The sequence below is a fragment of the Pseudoalteromonas sp. bablab_jr011 genome (genome assembly GCF_016464045.1).
Lineage (GTDB): Bacteria > Pseudomonadota > Gammaproteobacteria > Enterobacterales > Alteromonadaceae > Pseudoalteromonas > Pseudoalteromonas lipolytica.
The window spans coordinates 1-20,641 of the sequence record NZ_JACDWU010000028.1; the positions used below are offsets into that span (position 1 = coordinate 1).

At 42.4% G+C, this 20,641-nt stretch carries 19 protein-coding genes and 1 tRNA gene; 17 read left to right on the forward strand and 3 right to left on the reverse strand.

The window, feature by feature from the left end:
- Positions 1–256: 256 nt before the first annotated feature.
- From tsaE to JIG41_RS00720, 10 genes are all read left to right on the forward strand, one after another.
- A complete protein-coding gene (tsaE, locus tag JIG41_RS00675) occupies positions 257–727 on the forward strand; it encodes a tRNA (adenosine(37)-N6)-threonylcarbamoyltransferase complex ATPase subunit type 1 TsaE (protein ID WP_036973356.1) in 471 nt (156 codons plus the stop codon).
- A 35-nt stretch (positions 728–762) separates the two neighbouring features.
- On the forward strand, positions 763–2,106 hold the full coding sequence (locus JIG41_RS00680) for an N-acetylmuramoyl-L-alanine amidase (RefSeq protein ID WP_065979395.1): 1,344 nt from the start codon (positions 763–765) through the stop codon (positions 2,104–2,106).
- A gap of 23 nt (positions 2,107–2,129) precedes the next feature.
- The gene (gene mutL, locus JIG41_RS00685; protein ID WP_199524111.1) at positions 2,130–3,983 is read left to right on the forward strand and encodes a DNA mismatch repair endonuclease MutL; all 1,854 of its coding nucleotides are present in this window, start codon (positions 2,130–2,132) and stop codon (positions 3,981–3,983) included.
- A gap of 6 nt (positions 3,984–3,989) precedes the next feature.
- Positions 3,990–4,907, forward strand: coding sequence for a tRNA (adenosine(37)-N6)-dimethylallyltransferase MiaA (gene miaA, locus JIG41_RS00690; protein WP_074989208.1), 918 nt, complete (start codon positions 3,990–3,992; stop codon positions 4,905–4,907).
- 80 nt (positions 4,908–4,987) lie between these two features.
- Positions 4,988–5,251: an RNA chaperone Hfq gene (gene hfq / locus JIG41_RS00695; RefSeq protein WP_036973352.1), complete on the forward strand. Its 264-nt coding sequence runs from the start codon at positions 4,988–4,990 to the stop codon at positions 5,249–5,251.
- A 17-nt stretch (positions 5,252–5,268) separates the two neighbouring features.
- A complete protein-coding gene (gene hflX / locus JIG41_RS00700) occupies positions 5,269–6,558 on the forward strand; it encodes a ribosome rescue GTPase HflX (RefSeq protein ID WP_036973351.1) in 1,290 nt (429 codons plus the stop codon).
- 91 nt (positions 6,559–6,649) lie between these two features.
- On the forward strand, positions 6,650–7,816 hold the full coding sequence (gene hflK, locus JIG41_RS00705; protein ID WP_036973350.1) for an FtsH protease activity modulator HflK: 1,167 nt from the start codon (positions 6,650–6,652) through the stop codon (positions 7,814–7,816).
- Between the two features lie 5 nt (positions 7,817–7,821).
- A complete protein-coding gene (hflC, locus tag JIG41_RS00710) occupies positions 7,822–8,700 on the forward strand; it encodes a protease modulator HflC (RefSeq protein WP_036973349.1) in 879 nt (292 codons plus the stop codon).
- A gap of 225 nt (positions 8,701–8,925) precedes the next feature.
- Positions 8,926–10,239 carry an adenylosuccinate synthase gene (locus JIG41_RS00715; RefSeq protein WP_036973348.1) on the forward strand — a complete coding sequence of 438 codons (1,314 nt, stop codon included), beginning with the start codon at positions 8,926–8,928 and terminating at the stop codon, positions 10,237–10,239.
- Between the two features lie 112 nt (positions 10,240–10,351).
- Positions 10,352–10,960, forward strand: coding sequence for a tetratricopeptide repeat protein (locus JIG41_RS00720; protein WP_036973347.1), 609 nt, complete (start codon positions 10,352–10,354; stop codon positions 10,958–10,960).
- Positions 10,961–10,995: 35 nt separating this feature from the next.
- On the opposite strand, the gene JIG41_RS00725 is transcribed toward JIG41_RS00720, so the two are convergent.
- Positions 10,996–12,852 (reverse strand): sodium:proton antiporter, encoded by a 1,857-nt coding sequence (locus JIG41_RS00725; RefSeq protein ID WP_036973346.1) that lies wholly within the window; start codon positions 12,850–12,852, stop codon positions 10,996–10,998.
- A gap of 921 nt (positions 12,853–13,773) precedes the next feature.
- Here JIG41_RS00725 and proB point away from each other — a divergent pair.
- Together proB and JIG41_RS00735 are read left to right on the forward strand one after the other, a co-directional pair.
- A complete protein-coding gene (gene proB, locus JIG41_RS00730) occupies positions 13,774–14,880 on the forward strand; it encodes a glutamate 5-kinase (RefSeq protein WP_036973345.1) in 1,107 nt (368 codons plus the stop codon).
- Positions 14,877–16,124: a glutamate-5-semialdehyde dehydrogenase gene (locus tag JIG41_RS00735; protein ID WP_199524112.1), complete on the forward strand. Its 1,248-nt coding sequence runs from the start codon at positions 14,877–14,879 to the stop codon at positions 16,122–16,124. Before proB ends, JIG41_RS00735 begins: the two co-directional genes overlap by 4 nt.
- 157 nt (positions 16,125–16,281) lie before the next feature.
- Here the strand turns inward: JIG41_RS00735 and JIG41_RS00740 are convergent.
- Positions 16,282–16,357, reverse strand: a tRNA-Ala gene (locus tag JIG41_RS00740).
- A gap of 165 nt (positions 16,358–16,522) precedes the next feature.
- Here JIG41_RS00740 and JIG41_RS00745 point away from each other — a divergent pair.
- Positions 16,523–16,909 (forward strand): hypothetical protein, encoded by a 387-nt coding sequence (locus JIG41_RS00745; protein ID WP_036973343.1) that lies wholly within the window; start codon positions 16,523–16,525, stop codon positions 16,907–16,909.
- Positions 16,910–17,410 (forward strand): prolyl-tRNA synthetase associated domain-containing protein, encoded by a 501-nt coding sequence (locus JIG41_RS00750; RefSeq protein ID WP_036973342.1) that lies wholly within the window; start codon positions 16,910–16,912, stop codon positions 17,408–17,410.
- On the opposite strand, the gene JIG41_RS00755 is transcribed toward JIG41_RS00750, so the two are convergent.
- Complete coding sequence (locus JIG41_RS00755) at positions 17,377–18,513, reverse strand: MFS transporter (RefSeq protein WP_036973341.1); 1,137 nt, start codon at positions 18,511–18,513, stop codon at positions 17,377–17,379. The genes JIG41_RS00750 and JIG41_RS00755 overlap by 34 nt on opposite strands.
- Positions 18,514–18,746: 233 nt before the next feature.
- Between JIG41_RS00755 and JIG41_RS00760 the strand changes: the two genes are divergently transcribed.
- The 3 genes from JIG41_RS00760 (at position 18,747) to JIG41_RS00770 (ending at position 20,634) form a co-directional block, all read left to right on the forward strand.
- Positions 18,747–19,286 carry a DUF2058 domain-containing protein gene (locus JIG41_RS00760; protein ID WP_036973340.1) on the forward strand — a complete coding sequence of 180 codons (540 nt, stop codon included), beginning with the start codon at positions 18,747–18,749 and terminating at the stop codon, positions 19,284–19,286.
- Positions 19,287–19,413: 127 nt separating this feature from the next.
- Entirely contained in the window at positions 19,414–19,737 is a 324-nt protein-coding gene (locus JIG41_RS00765; RefSeq protein ID WP_036973339.1) for a c-type cytochrome, read from the forward strand.
- A gap of 129 nt (positions 19,738–19,866) precedes the next feature.
- Positions 19,867–20,634: a class II aldolase/adducin family protein gene (locus tag JIG41_RS00770; protein WP_036973338.1), complete on the forward strand. Its 768-nt coding sequence runs from the start codon at positions 19,867–19,869 to the stop codon at positions 20,632–20,634.
- The last annotated feature ends 7 nt before the right edge of the window (positions 20,635–20,641 follow it).

The window sequence follows — 20,641 nt, forward strand, 5'->3', positions numbered from 1 at the left end:
ATCATCTAAAAAGGAGGACATATCATCGAAGTGTTGAATTAGAGACATAAAAAAATCCGATACTATTTCTAATATCGGATTGTGAAGCTATGAAAAGATCAGTCAAGTGATCATAAAAATATGCTTAACTGATCTGCATTAGGCAACTTTGCCGGTTTTTTTGTGTCAAATTCAAGGCATGGCTGATTCTCGCCTTACATAAATAATCTGGTATGATTAACAAAGTAGTGTGTTTTTAGTTTTTCATGAGGTAATAATGACCGACAGTGTTGGTTTTCCACTGGCTGATGAAGCTGCAACGGTAAACATGGGTAAGCAACTTGCGGCGTTAATGGAGCAAGGCGCGGTAATTTATTTGCACGGCGACTTAGGAGCCGGCAAAACGACTTTAACGCGTGGTATTGTTCAAGGTTTTGGTCATCAAGGTAAGGTTAAGAGTCCGACGTATACATTAGTAGAGCCTTATCAATTAACGAAAGCAGATGTCTATCACTTTGATTTATATCGTTTAGGTGACCCTGAAGAACTTGAGTATATGGGAATTCGTGACTATTTTTCACCACAGGCAATTTGTGTGGTTGAATGGCCCGAGAAAGGGGGCGAGTTTATCCCTACGCCCGATTTAGATGTCACGTTACGCTATGAAGGTGAGGCACGTGCTATTGAAATAAAGAGTTTAACTGAGCGTGGTCAGTCTATAGTTAGACAATTAAAGAGCGCGCAATAATAAAATAAATAACAATAAAAGGTGTGTTATCAAAAATGGGTCGTTGTACATTTAAACTATTAATTTTTTGGATGCTTTTGATTGTTAGTGACGTTGCGCTGGCACAAAATTCCATTAATAGCGTGCGTGTGTGGCCCTCTCCAGACAGTACTCGGGTTGTGTTTGATTTAAACGACAAACCCGATTACAGCTACTTTATGCTGAAAAATCCATCGCGTTTAGTGATTGATCTCAAAGACACCGATAAGTTAGATACACTGCCAAGTATTCCAAATAAACACCAAATAGTTTCTAAGCTGCGTTATTCGAAACCAAAAGACAGCAAAAGTGTGCGCTTTGTCTTTGAATTAACCCGAGCGACGAAGCCCGTGGTATTTGCATTATTACCTACTGACCCTTATAAGCATCGTTTAGTTGTTGACCTTGTTGATAAAACACCAAAAGCGGAGCCGATAGCGAGTACGAATAGCAGTGTCAAAAAGCGCGAGCTTAATCAAGAACGTGATATTGTGATTGCGATTGATGCAGGGCACGGTGGTGAAGACCCCGGTTCAATAGGGCCATCAGGCACCTATGAAAAAGACATCACGTTGCAAATCGCTAAACGCTTGGAGCGAATGATTGATGCTGAGCGCGGGATGATTTCACGTATGATCCGCCGCAGTGATTATTTTGTAAACCTGAATACGCGTACCAATATTGCACGCGAGAAAAAAGCAGACTTTTTTGTGTCTATTCATGCTGACGCCTTCACCAGTCCGCAACCGAATGGAGCCTCTGTGTGGGTGTTGTCGCTGCGCCGTGCAAACTCAGAAATTGGTAAATGGATTGAGGATAAAGAAAAGCATTCGGAGCTTTTAGGCGGTGCAGCTGGGGTGTTAAAAGACACCGCTAGTGAAAAGTATTTAGCGCAAGCATTGCTTGATATGTCGATGGACCACTCAATGAAAACGGGTTTTAACGTCGCTGAAGAGGTGGTTAGAGAGCTGAAAAAAGTGGCTAAATTACATAAAAAAGAACCACAAGCAGCGAGCCTTGCAGTGCTTAAATCGCCAGATATTCCTTCTATTTTGGTCGAAACAGGGTTTATCTCGAATCCGCGTGAAGAACGTTTACTAAAAACAGCCAATCACCAAGAGCGATTAGCTAAAGCAATCTTTAAATCAATTAAAAGCTATTATTTACAAAATCCACCTGATGACTCTTTATTTGCTAAATTAAAAGCGCAATACCCAACCAAGCATAAGGTACGCCCGGGTGAATCGCTAAGCATGTTGGCGAGTCGTTATGGCACATCTGTGAGCAAGCTTAAAACGGTAAATAACCTAAAATCGAACACTTTGTTTATCGGGCAAGAGCTTGATATTCCCCAAAGCTAGTCAATTAGCGTGTTAGGAACACTATGAGTATAGAAATATTACCCGCGCGACTGGCTAACCAAATTGCAGCGGGTGAAGTGGTTGAGCGTCCCGCGTCAGTCGTTAAAGAGCTGGTTGAAAATAGTTTGGATGCCGGTGCGACGCGAATCCAAATAGATATTGAACGTGGCGGTCATAAGCTTATTCGAATTCGAGATAATGGCTCGGGTATTAATAAAGACGAGCTCACGTTGGCATTATCTCGCCACGCAACCAGTAAGTTAAAGTCACTCGATGATCTGGAGAATATTTGTTCGCTAGGTTTTCGTGGTGAAGCGTTGGCCTCGATCAGCTCAGTATCACGTTTGACATTGAGCTCGAAGCCAAAAGAGCAAGAGGCTGCATGGCAAGCGTTTGCTGAAGGCCGTGATATGGCGGTGCAAGTCAAGCCAACAGCCCACCCCGATGGCACTACCATTGAGGTGAAAGACTTATTTTTTAACACCCCAGCACGACGTAAATTTTTACGCACCGAAAAAACCGAGTTTTCACATATTGATGAGCTCATTAAGCGAATCGCTTTAAGTCGCTTCGATGTGTCGATTACGTTAACGCATAATGCCAAGGTCGTGCGTCAGTACCGTGCTAAACCAAACCCTGAGGATGCGATTACCCGTGTTGCGCAAGTCGCTGGTAAAGCATTTAGCGAACACGCTTTACATATTCAATCTGGTGAAGCGGGGCTGATGCTGCGAGGTTGGGTTTTACCTGTAGGGTCAAGCAACAGTACGCAGTACACCTATGTAAATAATCGCATGATGCGCGATAAGTTGATTCTGCACGCAATTCGTCAGGCCTTTGAAGAGGTCGCAGGGTCTGAGGAGCTGCCAGGCTTCGTTATTTATATTGATATTGACCCGCGCCAAGTTGACGTTAACGTGCACCCGGCCAAACACGAAGTGCGTTTTCACCAAGGGCGCTTGGTTCATGATTTTATTCTACAAGCGATTAAACAAGTGGTCGTGCCGCTTCAGCATGACGTCGATTTTGAGTCAGGTGCTAATAACACGCACTCTGTTGCAGACACGCCGCTTAATTTCACTCAATCAAGTACGTTGCCAGTGAGTCGCCCTGCTACAAGCTATTCTGAGCAGTATGATTACCCTAAGTCGGCATTACAGCCAGCGCGTCACCCTTCGTATTCATCGTCGGGTGGGGCATCGCGTGCAGGGGGCAGTGCGCCAAGTGAGCCCCGAACTAAAACGACTCATCACGATGTTAATGCGTTTTATCAAGGAATTAGCGAGCAACACGCGGCACATTTTGACCGTGTTAGCCCTGAGCCCAGTGTTGCAGCGGTAACCGACACACAACCCGCATTGACCCAGCTTATCCATGTGCAAGAGGGGCAGTGTGTATTTTGTGAAGATAACCAGTTATTTGCAGCTCACTTTAAGCACGCACTGAGCCTCGACTGGCACACTCAGGTTGAACAAGCAGGAAACCTTGAAGGCAAAGCATTGCTGTTGCCTGTGCGTGTTAATGTGAGTGATGATGACGTCAATGCGCTTAATGCGCAGCAATCTTGGTTTACGTTATTAGGGTTTGACCTCGTTATTGAAAAACATTTTGTGATGGTGAAAAAACTGCCGCCCTGTTTGTATTTATTAGATGTGAGTGATGCAATAGCACGACTTATTAGTGCCTGTCAGAGTGTTGATAGCACATTAGACGGTTGGCTTATTTGGCTTGATAGCCAAATACCGACCCGGTATTTTGCAAGCCAAGTCTTTTTGGAACAAATATCGCGACTAGAAAATAATCCACAAACAATGCAACGTTTGCGTGAAAAAGCAGTTAAAATAGAACTATCTCAGTTTTTAAACGAAGCAAGGTAATCAGGCTTGAATAACTTACCCGTCATTTTTTTAATGGGACCAACAGCTGCAGGGAAAACCGAACTGGCAATTGCATTGTGCGAGCACCTTAACACTGAAATTATCAGTGTTGACTCCGCACTTGTGTATAAAGATATGAATATTGGCACGGCTAAGCCCGATGCTGATGAATTAGCGCGAGCGCCACATCATTTGATTGATATTATTGATCCAGCAGAGAGTTATTCAGTCGCAGATTTTCGTCGCGATGCAATTGAAAAGATTGATCTATTTCATGAGCAAGGTAAAGTACCTGTACTGGTTGGCGGTACAATGATGTATTTTAAATCATTACTTGATGGCTTATCACCGCTACCAGAGGCATCACCCGAAGTACGTGCTGAGCTTGAAAAAGAAGCAAAGCAGTTTGGTTGGCCGCATTTGCACAAAGAGCTTATTAAAATTGATCCTGATGCTGCGAGCAAAATGAGTGAAAATGATTCACAACGCATTAATCGTGCGCTCGAAGTGTATCGTATAACAGGTAAAACAATGACAGAGCTGCAAAAACAAAAGCAGCCTGAGTTACCATATACTTTCCATCAATTTGCGATTGCACCTGATGATCGCAGTGAATTGCATCAGCGAATTGAGAAAAGGTTTAAAATAATGCTCGACCAGGGGTTTGAAAATGAAGTTTCATCCCTATATAAACGTAAGGATTTACACCCCGATCTGCCATCAATTCGTTGCGTAGGTTATAGACAAATGTGGGATTACATTGCAGGCGAAACTGACTATGATGAAATGGTCTTTCGTGGTATTGCAGCCACACGGCAGTTAGCCAAGCGACAGCTAACTTGGTTAAGAGGTTGGCCAAATGTTACTTGGTTAACCACGGGTGATGAAGAAAACTTGCAACGTGTAGTAAGTTCGCTAAGCTAGTAGTAGTTGAAAAAAATTTAGCTTTGTTAAATGAGTTCAGCTACTTAATTATAATAACACCTAGAACGAAGGAAAATAACATGGCAAAAGGCCAGTCGTTACAAGACCCATTTTTGAATGCGTTACGTCGTGAGCGCATTCCAGTATCAATCTTTTTGGTTAATGGCATTAAACTTCAGGGTAAAATCCAGTCATTTGACCAATTTGTTATTTTACTAGAAAACACCGTAAATCAAATGGTGTATAAACACGCTATTTCTACCGTTGTTCCAGCGCGATCTGTTAACTTCCAAGGTGTACAAGGAAGTGATGATGCAGAAGAGCAAGAAGCTGGAAACTTTTAAATTTAGGAGCGTAATGCTTGTTTGACCGTTATGAAGCCGGCGAACAGGCAGTTTTAGTTCATATCGACTTACCTAAAGAGGGGGATCGCGAAGATCTTCACGAATTAGAGTTGTTGGTATCTTCTGCTGGTGTTAGTAGTTTGGCGATTGTGCAAGGCAGTCGTCAAGCACCACATCCGAAACTATTCGTCGGGACCGGAAAAGCAGAAGAAATCGCTGAAACTGTCAAAATCCACAATGCAGATGTCATCATTTTCAATCATCAACTTAGCCCGTCACAGGAGCGCAATTTAGAGCGCGTTTGCCAGTGTCGTGTACTTGATCGTACGAGTTTGATCTTGGATATTTTTGCGCAGCGAGCGCGTACCCACGAAGGTAAACTTCAAGTGGAGTTGGCTCAGCTTCGCCATATTTCTACTCGCTTGATTCGTGGTTGGACCCACCTTGAAAGACAAAAAGGCGGGATTGGTTTACGAGGACCGGGTGAAACTCAACTCGAGACAGATAGACGCTTACTGCGTGCAAGAATTAAGAATATTCGTGCCCGTTTAGATAAAGTCGCTGTTCAGCGTGAGCAGGGGCGACGTGCGCGTACTCGAAATGAAATCCCCACGGTGTCATTAGTTGGGTATACCAATGCGGGTAAGTCGACACTCTTTAACCGTATAACAAATTCTGATGTGTATGCAGCGGATCAGCTGTTTGCAACACTTGATCCAACGTTACGTAAGTTGGACATTGGAGACATTGGCCCCGTTATTTTGGCCGATACGGTGGGCTTTATTCGCCACTTACCACATGATTTAGTGGCTGCCTTTAAAGCAACATTAACAGAAACGCGTGAAGCCGATTTACAGCTTCATGTGATTGATGTGGCAGACCCTCGCCGTAAAGAAAATATAGAGCAGGTGCAATCGGTACTCAAAGAAATTGAGGCAGACGATGTACCACAATTATTGGTTTATAACAAAATTGATGCGCTAGATGACGTTGCGCCACGTATAGATAGAAACGACGAAGGGCAACCTATTCGCGTTTGGCTTTCGGCACGTACGGGGGTCGGTTGTGAGTTGTTGTCTGAGGCAATTAATGAGTTACTTGCCAAAAAAATGTTTGCCGATGAGCTTAAATTACCGCCACAACACGGGCGTATTCGTGCCGCATTATTTAATTTAAATGCTGTGCATGAAGAGCAATTTGATGAGCAAGGCAATTGGCTTTTGTCAGTACGTTTGCCTATGGCGGAATGGAATCGTTTGAAAAAAGAAATGGGGCATGACCTCGATTCTTTTGTAGCGGCGAACTAAAAATCAGCAGCATTTGTCATTTTTAGTATGAGAAATGCTGTATATTTGATAGATTTAACCTAATTCATTTAGATAACAATGGAGTATAGCTATGGCCTGGAATGAACCGGGTAATAATGGCAATGATAAAGATCCGTGGAATAATAAAGGCGGTAAAGATCAAGGCCCACCTGATTTAGACGAGGTACTGCGTAAGTTCTCCGGCAAGTTTGGCGGTTTATTTGGTGGTAACAAACCAGGTAACAACGGCGGCGGACTTGGTGGCGCAGGCATTTCTTTCATTTTAATCATTGCCGTCATCGTATGGGCATTGAGTGGTATTTACACCGTAAAAGAAGCCGAGCGTGGTGTGGTTCTACAGTTTGGTCAATTTGACCGTATTGCTGAACCTGGCTTACGTTGGAAGATGACGTTCATCGAACGTGTTATTCCTGTTGATATTGAAGCTGTTCGTTCATTATCAGCAAAAGGGTTTATGCTCACCGAAGATGAAAACGTAGTTAATGTTGAGTTTGAAGTTCAGTACCGTGTAATTGACCCACATCTTTACAAGTTTAGTGTAACGGATGCTGATCACAGCTTACAACAGGCACTTGATAGTGCACTGCGTTATGTCATTGGTCATGTGAAAATGGACCAAGTACTCACAACAGGTCGTGAGGTAGTTCGTCAACAAACATGGGATGAACTAAACAAAATTATCGAGCCTTATAACCTCGGTATTATCGTCAGCGATGTGAACTTTAAAGACTCTCGTCCGCCGGGCGAAGTGAAAGATGCCTTTGATGATGCGATTGCAGCGCAAGAAGATGAAGAACGTTTTATTCGTGAAGCCGAAGCATATGCCCGTGAAATTGAACCGCGTGCACGTGGTCAAGTCACACGTATGACACAAGAAGCAGAAGCGTATCGCGAACGTATTACCCTTGAAGCACAGGGTGAAGTGGCACGTTTTGAAAAGTTATTACCTGAGTACCAAGCAGCAAAAGAAGTCACGCGTCAGCGTTTATATATTGATGCAATGGAACAAGTGTTAGGTAACAGCTCTAAAGTGTTAGTCGATGTGAAAGGTGGCAATAACATGCTGTATTTACCACTTGATAAAATCATGGAAAAGCAAGGCACAGCAACGCGAGTTGCACTTCCAAGCTCAAGTGATATCAAGGACCTTCGCAATAAGATAAACACATCACGAAACAGCACTGTTAATCCAAGCGGTGATCGTTTCGCTACTGACCGTTTTAATGAGGGGAGATAAACAAGATGAAAAACTTTAGTTTAGTCATACTCGCCCTTGCTCTTGTATTGTCGTTCTCAGCAGTATTTGTTGTGCAAGAAGGCGAAAAGGCAATTGTGCTGTTATTCAGCAAAGTGCAAAAAGACGACAGTGATAACGCGGTGGTGTATGGGCCTGGTTTACACCTTAAAGTCCCATTTTTTAGCCAAGTACGTCGCTTAGACGCACGTATTCAAACGCTAGATGGTGCACCAGACCGCTTTGTAACCAGCGAGAAGAAAGACTTAATTGTTGATTCGTACGTAAAATGGCGTATTAACGATTTTAGCGCTTTCTACTTGCGTGCTCGTGGTGATAAGCAATACGCTGAAACACTCCTAAAGCAAAAAGTTAATAACGGACTGCGTACTAACTTCGGTTCGCGCACTATCAGAGAAATTGTCTCTGGTGAGCGAAGTGAGCTGATGGAAGAAGCATTAGTACAAGCATCAGAAAGTGCGCAAGAGTTAGGTATCGAAGTACTTGATGTGCGTGTTAAGCAAATTAACTTACCACAAGAAGTGAGTAGCTCTATTTTCCAACGTATGCGTGCTGAACGTACTGCAGTGGCAAAAGAGCACCGTTCTGAAGGTCAGGAAAAAGCGGAAACAATTCGTGCAGAAGTCGATCGCCGAGTCACCGTTATGCTTGCTGATGCAGAGCGAAATGCACGTACTGTGCGCGGTGAAGGTGATGCTAATGCCGCAGCTATCTACGCGAACGCATACAGTAAAGATGCTGAATTCTTTAGCTTTGTTCGTAGCTTAGAAGCATACAAAAATACCTTTAAAGATAAGCAAGACGTGATGGTTCTATCACCGGATAGCGATTTCTTTAATTACATGAAAGGTTCTAAAGCACAGTAATTTACTGTCGCTGTTAAAAGCCCCGCCTATTTTGCGGGGCTTTTTTGTTTCTGAGATTGCTTAAAACATAGACTGTCTGTTTTTATAAACCTCTGTTCTGCCTGTAATTGTGCTATTAAATAAGATGATAAAAATTCAGCCGCAGAAAAAATAAGCTAAACGGGGTGATCTTTCACCTCGTTTTCTGGTAAAATCTCGTCCTAATTTTTTCTAAGTGAATTTGCAATGGGTAAAAACGTTGTTGTACTAGGCACCCAATGGGGTGACGAAGGTAAGGGTAAGGTAGTTGACCTCCTTACAGACAAAGCATCTTTAGTAGTTCGTTATCAAGGTGGTCATAACGCAGGCCATACTTTGGTGATCAACGGTGAAAAGACGGTTTTACACCTTATTCCATCGGGTGTATTACGTGACAATGTTAAGTGTGTGATCGGTAATGGTGTTGTTTTATCACCAGAAGCATTAATGAAAGAAATCGGCATGCTAGAAGAGCGTGGCGTACCAGTACGTGAACGCTTATTAATCAGCGAAGCATGTCCGCTAATTTTACCTTTCCACATTGCATTAGATTTAGCCCGTGAAAAAGCACGTGGCGATAAGCCAATCGGTACGACAGGTCGTGGTATCGGTCCAGCTTATGAAGACAAAGTAGCACGTCGTGGTATACGTGTTGGTGACTTATTCAACCCTGAACAGTTTGCTAGTAAGCTTAAAGAAGTATTGGAATACCATAACTTCACGTTAGAGCATTACTACAAAGTAGAGCCAGTGGACTTCCAAAAGACATTTGACGATGCAATGGCAATCGCTGATATCTTAAAAGCAATGGTTGTTGATGTTACTGAGCTTCTTGATCAAACACGTTTAGCGGGCGACAACATCTTATTTGAAGGTGCGCAAGGTACGTTACTTGATATCGACCACGGTACATACCCATACGTAACATCGTCTAACACTACTGCAGGTGGTGTAGCTACCGGTGCGGGCTTTGGTCCATTACACCTTGATTACGTATTAGGTATCATCAAAGCTTACACAACACGTGTAGGTTCAGGTCCATTCCCTACCGAGCTTTACGACGGTCTAGATAAACAAGACCCAGTAGGTAAGCACTTAGGTGAGAAAGGCCATGAGTTTGGTGCAACAACGGGACGTTTACGTCGTACAGGTTGGTTAGATGCAGTGGCTATGCGCCGTGCAGTACAAATCAACAGCATCTCAGGTTTCTGTTTAACTAAACTAGACGTACTAGACGGTTTAGAAACACTGAAAATCTGTACTGGTTACCAGTTAGAAGATGGCACAGTAACGAACGTTACACCATTAGCTGCTGAAGGTTACGAGAAAGTAACACCAGTATACGAAGAGATGCCTGGTTGGTCTGAAAACACAGTTGGTGTTACTTCAGTTGAAGAGTTGCCAAAAGCAGCGATTGACTACATCAAACGTATCGAAGAAATCACTGGCGTGCCAGTTGATATCATCTCAACAGGTCCAGACCGTGTTGAAACAATGGTATTACGCAACCCGTTTGCATAATTCACGATATGTTTAAAAAAGCTGCTTCGGCAGCTTTTTTTGTGCCTAAAATTTATTCTGGAATGAAAATTGTATATTATTTACTAAGACAGATTTTCATTAAGTGATTTTGATGCGTGTTTTATTGCCTTTAACATTCCTCTTTTCAAGCCTAGCCATGGCTGAAGAGCCTATTACAGCAGTCCCTTTGTATACTGAGAGCGAGTTAATTGGCTTAATTAATAAAAATGCACATTTGGCGCGGGTAAAGGCTGATGATTGCCAGCTAGTACAAGATATTGAAGCGCGAGCCAATAAAATGGCGTTGCCATCGTATCAATTCCTGTATGGTGATATGTTAGCGTATGCGGTGTGTGTAGACCGCAATGTTGAGCTGGGTGTTTATTACATGCGCCAAGCCGCACAGCAAGGTTTCGCAGCGGCACTCGAGCAGCTTGGTCGTTACTATGATGTCGGCCAATTAGTACAGAAAGATAAAGCCATGGCGGTCACCTACCTCAGAGAAGCGTCGGCACAGGGAAACCTTAAAGCACAAATTCGCTTGGTTAACCTATTCAATCAAGGCTATGGCAGCCCTCGTGACTATGAAGACGCCTACCGTTGGTTATTTCACTCAATGGTGGCTGACAAAGCACAGCATAAAAAAGTAGAACAGTTACTGGCTAAATTGGCAGAAAAAATGCCCGACAGCGTTGTCGCCCGCGCCCGTCTACCTGAATAAACAAAGGCCAGCAAATGCTGGCCTTATCGTTATTATTAGTCTTCTTTTTTCTCTTTATTTTTACCGTTATTCGGATCTTTTAAAACAGAAAGTTTAGGAGGCTGTAGTGCCACGACTCGTTCACCAACTTGAGGTGTTTTTTCCATGTGGGTGGTGAAAGGGCGAAGACGTATAGGTGAATCATCGTCATCATCTTTTTCACCATTTAGAATAAACAATGGAATTGCTTCACTGTTGACTTCTTGGTACTGCTCCCAGCTAAACTCGTCAGAAATACGCGTTGCACTCACTTTACCCCCTTTCGCGATTAAGCTACTTAAACGAGCATAGGCCCCGTTATCACCAAATAAAATTTGTCGTGATAAGAACGTCGCACTGTCTTTATTCGCTTTAGCGTGGTTGGTTGATGAGCGCAGTGAAAATACATTTTTTTCATCTAATAGATGAGAAAAATACTGTACGCCCAAGGCATTATGATGACGGTTTGGCGACAGTGCCAACACGTTTCTAATTGTGGTTAGGGGTAAGTAACGCTCAGCATGTTCTGATTGCGGGTTACCGTAATAACAGGGTAAACCATCCATGCGTGCCATGCGACAGTTTTCCCACGCGGGGTCAGATAAATGAACAGGAATGTTTTGTTCTTTTAAACCACAGGCGATAGCACGTGCAACATGGTTTGCACCTATGATAAGAATCGTATTAGGTGACGGCTGACGTACTTTTAATAATTTAGCTAAAGGCGTTGCCGTTAAACTCTGTAAAACCACAGTGACGATAATGACTGTGAAGATAAGTGGCACTATTTTTTCTGCATCCGCGATACCGGCTTCGACCATGCTTAGGGCAAACACAGAGCCTACTGCCGCCGCGACAATACCGCGTGGGGCTATCCACGATAAGACGAGACGAGATTTTAAGGGTAAATCACTTTTAAACGTCGAAATTGCGATACACGCAGGGCGCGCCACAAATAAAACAATGGCTAAAAAGATAAACACGTCGCTGTGCAGCATCATTAAGTCGGAAAGCTGTAAACGTGCAGCCAGTAAGATGAACAGGGATGAAATGAGAATCATCGACAGGTCTTCTTTAAATTCAAGCACAGAGTCTATTTCTAAGTCGTCCTGATTAGCAAGCCATATACCAAAGACGGTAACAGCAAGTAGTCCTGATTCATGGCTTAAGTGGTTAGAAACCGTGAAACTAATGAGCACTAAGGCTAGTATGCCAAACTTATGTAATTCGAACGGTAACCACTCTCGGCGAATAAGTAGGGTTGTTAACCAGCCAGCGACGACACCGATTGTTAAACCAACGCCTAAGGTCTTGAATAAAGCAATGATCGTGTGGCTGAGTACTTCGCCCTGACCAACAAGCATGACGGCTTCAAATACAAGCACTGCAAACAAGGCACCAATGGGGTCAATAACAATACCTTCCCAGCGTAATATACGGTCGATATCTTGCGTAGGCCGCATTGAGTTTAATAAAGGGGCAATAACCGTAGGGCCGGTAACCACTAATACTGCCCCCAGAACTGCTGCAACACGCCAGTTTAGTTCTAAAATCCAATAGGCACTGAGGCTTATAATTAAACAGGTGGTGATCATACCGATGGAGCATAGGTTTCGAACAACTTTGCCTATGCCTTTTAACTCTCGAAAATGAAGCGTTAAGGAGCCTTCAAAAAGGATCACTGCAACACTCAATGACACGACAGGGAAAAGCAAGTCGCCGAGTAAGGCATCGGGGTTTAAAATGCCGCTAAATGGGCCAAGTAATAAACCCGTTAGTAGTAAAAATAAAATAGCGGGTACACGAAACGCCCAGGCTATCCATTGTGCTAACACAGAGCACAAGGCGATCCCTGCTATATAAATTGCTGACATAGAATAAAGTATCCTTTAGTTACTACTATTTAAAAACACCAACGAGATAGATAATCGCGTTTGAAAACGATAAACAGTCGTTAACTTTTAAATAAAATTGCTTACCTATTAAAGCCTACTCACCGTCATAGACACAAGCAAACTTGTTGCTTCACATACGATTTTAGTCGTTATTACTACTTTTTGGGCTGCTTTCGACAACAAAATCCTTAAAAGTTGATAAAAAATCATTAAGTGATAAATGCTAGGTCTTAACTGTTTGTTATTTGAGCTCTATTTTTCAAGGTTATGGTAAGTATAAAAGGTATGATTGCTTTTCAGACTTGATCTTACCCCCATGTTTACCGTATTATATTTCGTGTTCAAACAATTTGATATCTAAATGATTGGTAACGAAAACCCTCTCTACTTAGAGCTTAAGCTCTATTTAATCAATTGTTTGGCGAGCTAAGTGTGTATTTTACACTTTGTTTTCTAATTAAATAGAAATGAGCTTGGCCCTATTCAGTGTGTATTTATTACGTGTTGAATAGAATATAAGTTCATTGTCTGGTCAATGTTTAGTTCCCATCGTGGCAGCTAAATCTCGGTCATACAGTCTACACCCTATCTGTTGGTGTACCAGACTGTATAGGCTCTATGTATGTTGTTATTAATAAAAGCCGCACACAGCTTTTTACAGCGATACATAAACAACACTTATCTTTTTATAACAACTTATGGTTTATAACCGTTTGGTCTACTGACTGAATAAAAGTTGTGCTATATCTAATCGCATTACTTGCGTGGCTTAGCTGTGTGCTCAGATAAGTGGTTTGACAGATTAATTATGATCAGTGCGTTTAGCTCGGCTAAACGTGAGTCTTTTAATCAGTGGCATTTTGACACTGAACAGATAGTAAAATGGAAAGTTGAACAGTTATGCAAAAGTTTAAATGGCAACGTATAGTACTAAAAGTTGGTAGCGCCTTAATCGCACCTGATCAAGATGGGTGTCGTTCTCGTTATTTACTGACCATTGCACAGTTCATCGTTCGTTGTCGAGCGCAAGGTATCGAAGTTATTTTAGTATCGTCAGGCTCGGTGGCTGCTGGTTCGCATTTATTCCCAGAGCAAGAGCAACGCTCTGTGACGATGAAAAAAGCAATGGCAGCGGCTGGCCAAACAGAAATGATGGCCATGTGGGATCGCTTTTTTGATTTCCCATCGGCGCAAATTTTATTAACGCATGGTGATTTGCGAGACCGTGAACGCTATACAAGTATTAGAGAAACAGTATTTACTTTACTTGAGCACGGTGTATTGCCCATCATTAATGAAAATGACACGGTAACAACCGACGATTTAAAAGTAGGTGATAACGATAACTTATCAGCCATGGTTGCGGCTGCGGCAGATGCAGATGCCTTGATGATTTTCTCAGATGTCGATGGTTTATATGACAAGAACCCTAATTTACATGAGGACGCTGTCTTATTACCTGAAATCGAAAGCATCGATGAATCAATTTATGCTATGGCTGGGTGTGCAACCAGTGCTGTAGGTACAGGCGGTATGAAAACGAAAATAGAAGCGGCAGAAAAAGCGACTTCACATGGTATTACCACCTATATTCTAAACGGGTTTAAAGAAGAAACATTTAACCGTTTATTAGCAGGTGATAATCCAGGCACTATTTTCACCCCATACGAAAAACCGATGCAAGAAGCGGTGCATTGGATGACTCACACTGCCAATGAGCAAGGTGAAGTTGTGGTTGAAGGTTCAATTAATGAATCATCAAACCGAGAAAATGGGTGTATTCGCAGTGATGAAATTCTTGCGGTACACGGAGAATTTGGCGTAGGCGATACTATTTTAGTACGCAGTGACGATGGTACGCGTCTAGCAAAAGCAACAGCGAATTACAGTAGCTGTTTATTAAGTTTTATAGCTGACAACGAGCAAAGTGAATTTAGCGAGAAAATGCAGGATTCAATTGGCCCCGTTGTTTCAGAGAAAGATATCGCATTATTGGAGAAGTCATGAGTTTAATTACGGATATTTCGAGCCAAGCAGCACACGCTGCTACCCAGCTAGCCTTACTGGATACAGCCACTAAAAATCAGGTTTTAACTGAGATGGCACAGGCACTTCGTGAAAGTAAAGCGTTCATTATCAAAGAAAATGAAAGCGATTTAGCTGCGGCGCGTGATAATAATCTCCCAGGGGCAATGATTGATCGCTTAACGTTAAATGATGAGCGTATCGAAGCCATGGCTGAAGGGATTGAGGTAATTGTTAGCCTTGACGAACCTGTGGGTCAACTACGTGAAATTACTGAGCGCCCGAATGGCATTAAGATCAGTAAAATGCGTGTGCCTTTAGGTGTGGTGTGTATGATTTACGAAGCGCGTCCTAATGTAACAGCGGATGCGGGTGCATTGTGTTTCAAATCAGGTAACGGTGTCATATTACGCGGTGGTAAAGAAGCGCTTAAAAGCTCGCAAGCGATTGCCAGTGTGATGCACGAAGTATTAGAAAAGCATGGCCTGCCAACAGCGTTAATTTCGGTGATTCCAGACCCAGACCGCGGTTTACTCATGGAGCTGATGCAGCAACGTGACACCATTGACTTAATCATTCCACGCGGTGGTGAAGGCCTAATTAACTTTGTAACAGAAAACAGTACGATTCCTGTTATTCAGCATTTTAAAGGCGTATGTCATCTTTATGTAGATAAAGACGCCGACTTAAATGTGGCTATTAATCTATTACTTAACGGTAAAACGCAGCGTACAGGTGTGTGTAATGCACTTGAAGGTTTAGTCGTTCACCAAGATATCGCTGATGAGTTTTTAAACTTATGTGCAGTGGTACTGCGTCAAGAAGGCGTAAAAGTGAATGCAGACGCAAAAGCCGCAGCGTATTTTGACAACGCGACTGTACTGGCCGACGATGAGTTTGGTGAAGAGTACCTCGATTTAGAAATCGCGATTAAAGTTGTTCCTGATTTCGCGGGTGCGATTGACCACATTGCTAAATTCGGTTCTAACCACACAGAAGTGATCTGTACAAAAGACCAAGCTGCTGCGCAGTTATTCCAACGTAGTGTAGATGCTTCAGTGGTTATGGTTAATGCATCGTCTCGTTTTTCTGACGGCTCGCAATTAGGTTTAGGTGCAGAGATTGGTATTGCAACAACCAAGCTGCATGCTTATGGCCCAATGGGCTTAGAGTCACTCACGACAGAAAAATACCTAGTGAACGGCGAAGGTCAAATTCGCGAGTAATTATTTACACAAAATAAAACATGAAAATGCCGGGCTCTGCTCGGCTTTTTTTTATGTGAATAAAATTAAGACGGCAAAAAATAACGGATAAACTAGATAATTTTTTTAGATAAGTTTGATATTAAATTTGGCAGAGTGCCTAAGAAAAGTAGGAAGGTGGTGGAGCTAAGCAGGATCGAACTGCTGACCTCCTGCGTGCAAGGCAGGCGCTCTCCCAGCTGAGCTATAGCCCCACATTCCTAAATACAGGATGCTTAAGTCTTACGTCCTAAGCGGGGTGAACTTTAATTATTTTTACATTCGCGGTCAAGTGTTTTTTAAAAAATGATCGAATTTTTACCCTCCGCTTTTATTTTTGATAGACTAGGTCGCATCTACTGTTCAAGGCTTATCCAATAATGAAAAAAATAGCATCGCTTTTGGTTGTTTTATTAGCTGGTTGCGCAAGCCAAGGGGACGCCCCTCCTTTTGAAATTAATAACAAACAGTTTTATGGAAAAAATGATGAGCAGGGAAATAAAATTTTTGCTTATGTTGTGTCAGTAAAAGCGCAAGGCCGAAAGCCTATTAATTTAGATAAGCCGATGACGCGTCGACAATTTAAAGACTTTGCCGAGCAAGAGTACTTTGAAGAGTCGAGCAACTTAAAATTACTGTTAGAAGATCAAGCTGTTGAATTATTAAATGAAGAACTCAAAGAGCGTTCGTATTGCGACGACAAACATGTAATTGACGAAGTATTATGGCGTGATTTGAGTGTGCAATTACGAGGACGTTGTTTGTAAATGTATGCCGATAAAACCAAGCTGGCAGCGGCACTTGCTCAGCTCGCTATTGAATACGAAGAAATAGAACACCCACCATTACATGGCAGCCTCGATGCTGATACGTTTATGGTTGATAGGCCTGGTACGCGACTGAAAAACTTATTTCTGCGTGATAACGAAGGTAAACGTCATTTTTTGGTGATAACAGCCCACGACAAACAGCTTGATTTAAAAGCGATTGCAAAGCAGCAAGGACTTTCGCGGATAGGTTTTGCCTCAGATGAGCGGCTTGCACGTTATTTAAAAGTGCCGCCTGGCTGTGTGTCTATGCTGGCACTTTTAAACGACAAACAAAATAATGTCACGTTGTGGCTTGATCAAGAAATCTGGTTTAATGCGCTTTTTCATTGCCATCCGTTTGAGAACACCGCGACTTGGTTAATGAAAAAAGACGACTTAGAACGCTTCTTTGCCAGTACAGGGCATCAGCCTCGAGTCGTATTCCTTCCTGCTAAATAAACCAACGCGAGCCCTATTAAACATACCAGCAGCAGTACTGCCATAAAGGCAACTTGACCATGTTGCTGGTATATCAGCCCCGGTAACAGTGAACCAAGTGCACCACCACTGTAATAAAACGATACATAGCCCCCATTCGTCACACTGGCAGGGGCGGTACTAATTTTATTAACCAATGGTGCAGCACTTGAATGAATCACAAACATAGCGCCACAAAAACCTGTAAATGCGATGACAAATAACAGCAGCTGTTGACTCATCAACAGCAACATTGTGAGGCTATAAAATAAAAATACCCCAGTGAGCAAGCGCCAAGGAGATGAAGACTTTCTCAGTAGCCAAGGGGTGGCTATTGACGCAAGCGCACCGACTAAGTAGCCAGTATAAACAAGTCCGATTTCGCGCGTGTTAGTAATGGCAAAGCTATCTTGCAGAATAAAGGGCAAATAATTTAACAGCGCTGCAAAGCAAAAGAACATACAAAAAACCGCCCCATAGAGCTTCAAAACTAATGGGCTTTTTAATTGCTTTAAATATAAAAGGGGCGATTGCGGGGTATGAATTGCGGTTGTCTTTTGGGGTTTAGGGATAGCGAAGGCAAGACAGACTAAGCCAATCGCTATCACATAGTAAAAGCTTTGCCAGCTTAAAAAATCAGTAAATAAGGCTGCTAACATACGACCAAAATAACCACCAACAATCGTACTACCAATATATAAGGTCATATTACGCTGTAGTAGGTCGGCTTGGTAAGTGACACCAATATAACTGGTCATCGCGGTGAGTGCGGCTGGCAGCGTAATACCTTGAATAAAACGTATCAAAAGTAACACGTTAAAGCTCGGCGCAAAGGTAAAAATAACGCAGCTAATAGCCAGTATAACCATAGCGATTTTTAAAATAACCAGCGGGTTACGCTTTGCTAAAAATAACCCATACACTAATGGAGCGATTGCTAGCGGGAGCATTGTGGCTGTCATTAAACTGCCGGCGGCGGCTGGCGACACAGAAAAATGGCGAGCAAATAATCCAAGTAGGGGCTGGGGTGCGTATAAAACAAAGAAAATAAATACAGAGCAAAGTAACAAATGTCGCAGCTGCATTTTTAGCTCCGTGAAGAAAAAGTATTAGCTTATAGAGTGCGAGTAATTTTACAAGTATCATAATGATTAAAGTAAGAAATATTGCGTCAAATCAAAGTGTCATGATTTCATCGCGTGTTAATCTGCGTGTAATAATATAAATAGCAAAGATTCAAATGGGTTCAGTACTGTTATTTGTTTGCATAGCTGATTAAAATAGCCCTTATACGCATTTTAATTATTGGAATTTAGTGATGGGTTCATTACAAGATCAGCTACTTAAAGCTGGGCTCACTACCTCGCACCAAGCGAAAGTAGCTAAAACTGAAAAACGTAAGCAGCAAAAGAAAAAAAAGAAAGGGGCTACCAGTAACCCAAGTGATTTGCAAAAGCACATTGAGCAAACCAAGCTCGAGCAGCAGAAAAAAGCAGATGAACTAAATAAAGCGCGTTTGGAAGAGCAAAAACAACGTGAGCAAGTTGCTCGCGTTAAGCAAATTTTAGAGCATAATAATCAGGATGAGATCCGTGGTGATCGCACCTTTAACTTCACTTATGAAAATAAAGTGAAAGAGCTCGACGTAAATGAAAAAACACAAAAAGCGTTAGCGGGTGGTCGCTTAGCGATTTGTGTTTTAGAAGGCCAATTTTTTGTTCTGGAAGATGAACCAGCTCGAAAAGTCGCTGAAGTTAGCGAAGAATATATAGTGTTCCATGTCGAACCTGAAGATAAGCAAAAGGATGAAGATGATCCCTATGCTGATTTTGAAGTGCCTGATGATTTAATATGGTAACCCGCATAACTGCATAGCATTTAGGTTGCTGTAACAATTTTTCGGGGGCAATTTGGGTGCAATATTGTTAAATCATGGTCTACACTAAAGAAAATGTTTTCTAACCCGTTAAAAAGAGAAGATACAAATGAGCAAGATAACTAAAATTCTATGTGGGGCTGGCCTTGCAATGGCTGCAAGCCTATCTTTCAATACAATGGCTGCTGATGGCGCAACGCTATACACAGCAAAACTTTGCCAAACGTGCCACGGTGCAGAAGGTAAAGCACCCATTATGCCGCTATACCCTAAGCTAAATGGCCAAAATAAAGAATACTTACTTGCACAAATGAAAGACATTAAGTCTGGTGCACGTAATAACGGTATGGCTTCTGCGATGAAAGCAATGGTTGCGAACGTATCTGAAGAAGAAATGGCAGCAATTGCAGATTATTTATCACAAGTTAAATAATCCGCTACATTTAATAAAAAAGGCCACATCAATTGATGTGGCCTTTTTGTATCAGCTATTGATCATCGGTTAATAGTAATTTAGACTTCTATACATCTATTTATGCTTGTCGCATATACAAGGTTTTCCATGTTTGACTTACCAAAACTCGATTTAAAAAATAAAGTATCTGAACAAGAATGGCAGCTTCGCGTAGATTTGGCTGCATGCTATCGTTTGGTCGAGCATTTTCGTTGGGGTGATTTAATTTATACCCATTTATCTGCACGCTTACCGGGCACAAATCAGTATTTGGTCAATGCATTTGGTTTAAGCTTTGATGAAGTAACCGCGTCAAACTTAGTGAAGGTTGATTTAGAAGGGAATATTCTCGACGATACACCGTTTAAAATTAACCCTGCAGGTTTCACTATTCACAGTGCTATTCACGAAGTGCGCGATGATGCGCATTGTGTTATCCACCTTCATACCAAAGAGACTATTGCGGTAGCAACGCAAGAAAAAGGTTTACAACCGTTAAGCCAATACTCGATGTTTTCATTGCCGTCACTGTCATACCATGGCTATGAAGGCTTAGCCGTGAACAAGGATGAAAAAAAACGCTTACAAGATGATTTAGGCACTACAAATCATATGCTTTTAGTAAATCATGGCGGTTTAACGGTGGGCCCAACGGTGGGGGATGCATTTATGCGCTTCTATGATTTACAGCGCGCCTGTGAAATTCAATTGGCGATTCAAGCCAGTGGTCAAACAGCTATTCCGGTGCCTCAACCTATTATCGATAATATTTATAATCAAGCGAATGTCGTGCATAGCGGCAGTACTGGAGGCCAATTAGCGTGGCCTGCGATGCTGCGTAAGGCTTATCGCCTTGATCCTAGTTTTGCTCAGTAAGGAGTAA

Bases quoted from the DNA above. Each gene is read 5' to 3' on its own strand.
- JIG41_RS00680 (WP_065979395.1), top strand. From the start codon at position 763: ATGGGTCGTTGTACATTTAAACTATTAATTTTTTGGATGCTTTTGATT.
- mutL (WP_199524111.1), top strand. From the start codon at position 2,130: ATGAGTATAGAAATATTACCCGCGCGACTGGCTAACCAAATTGCAGCG.
- JIG41_RS00750 (WP_036973342.1), top strand. From the start codon at position 16,910: ATGTATGCCGATAAAACCAAGCTGGCAGCGGCACTTGCTCAGCTCGCT.
- proB (WP_036973345.1), top strand. From the start codon at position 13,774: ATGCAAAAGTTTAAATGGCAACGTATAGTACTAAAAGTTGGTAGCGCC.
- hfq (WP_036973352.1), top strand. From the start codon at position 4,988: ATGGCAAAAGGCCAGTCGTTACAAGACCCATTTTTGAATGCGTTACGT.
- JIG41_RS00715 (WP_036973348.1), top strand. From the start codon at position 8,926: ATGGGTAAAAACGTTGTTGTACTAGGCACCCAATGGGGTGACGAAGGT.
- hflC (WP_036973349.1), top strand. From the start codon at position 7,822: ATGAAAAACTTTAGTTTAGTCATACTCGCCCTTGCTCTTGTATTGTCG.
- tsaE (WP_036973356.1), top strand. From the start codon at position 257: ATGACCGACAGTGTTGGTTTTCCACTGGCTGATGAAGCTGCAACGGTA.
- JIG41_RS00755 (WP_036973341.1), bottom strand. From the start codon at position 18,513: ATGCAGCTGCGACATTTGTTACTTTGCTCTGTATTTATTTTCTTTGTT.
- hflK (WP_036973350.1), top strand. From the start codon at position 6,650: ATGGCCTGGAATGAACCGGGTAATAATGGCAATGATAAAGATCCGTGG.
- JIG41_RS00745 (WP_036973343.1), top strand. From the start codon at position 16,523: ATGAAAAAAATAGCATCGCTTTTGGTTGTTTTATTAGCTGGTTGCGCA.
- JIG41_RS00760 (WP_036973340.1), top strand. From the start codon at position 18,747: ATGGGTTCATTACAAGATCAGCTACTTAAAGCTGGGCTCACTACCTCG.
- JIG41_RS00725 (WP_036973346.1), bottom strand. From the start codon at position 12,852: ATGTCAGCAATTTATATAGCAGGGATCGCCTTGTGCTCTGTGTTAGCA.
- JIG41_RS00770 (WP_036973338.1), top strand. From the start codon at position 19,867: ATGTTTGACTTACCAAAACTCGATTTAAAAAATAAAGTATCTGAACAA.
- JIG41_RS00765 (WP_036973339.1), top strand. From the start codon at position 19,414: ATGAGCAAGATAACTAAAATTCTATGTGGGGCTGGCCTTGCAATGGCT.
- JIG41_RS00735 (WP_199524112.1), top strand. From the start codon at position 14,877: ATGAGTTTAATTACGGATATTTCGAGCCAAGCAGCACACGCTGCTACC.
- JIG41_RS00720 (WP_036973347.1), top strand. From the start codon at position 10,352: ATGCGTGTTTTATTGCCTTTAACATTCCTCTTTTCAAGCCTAGCCATG.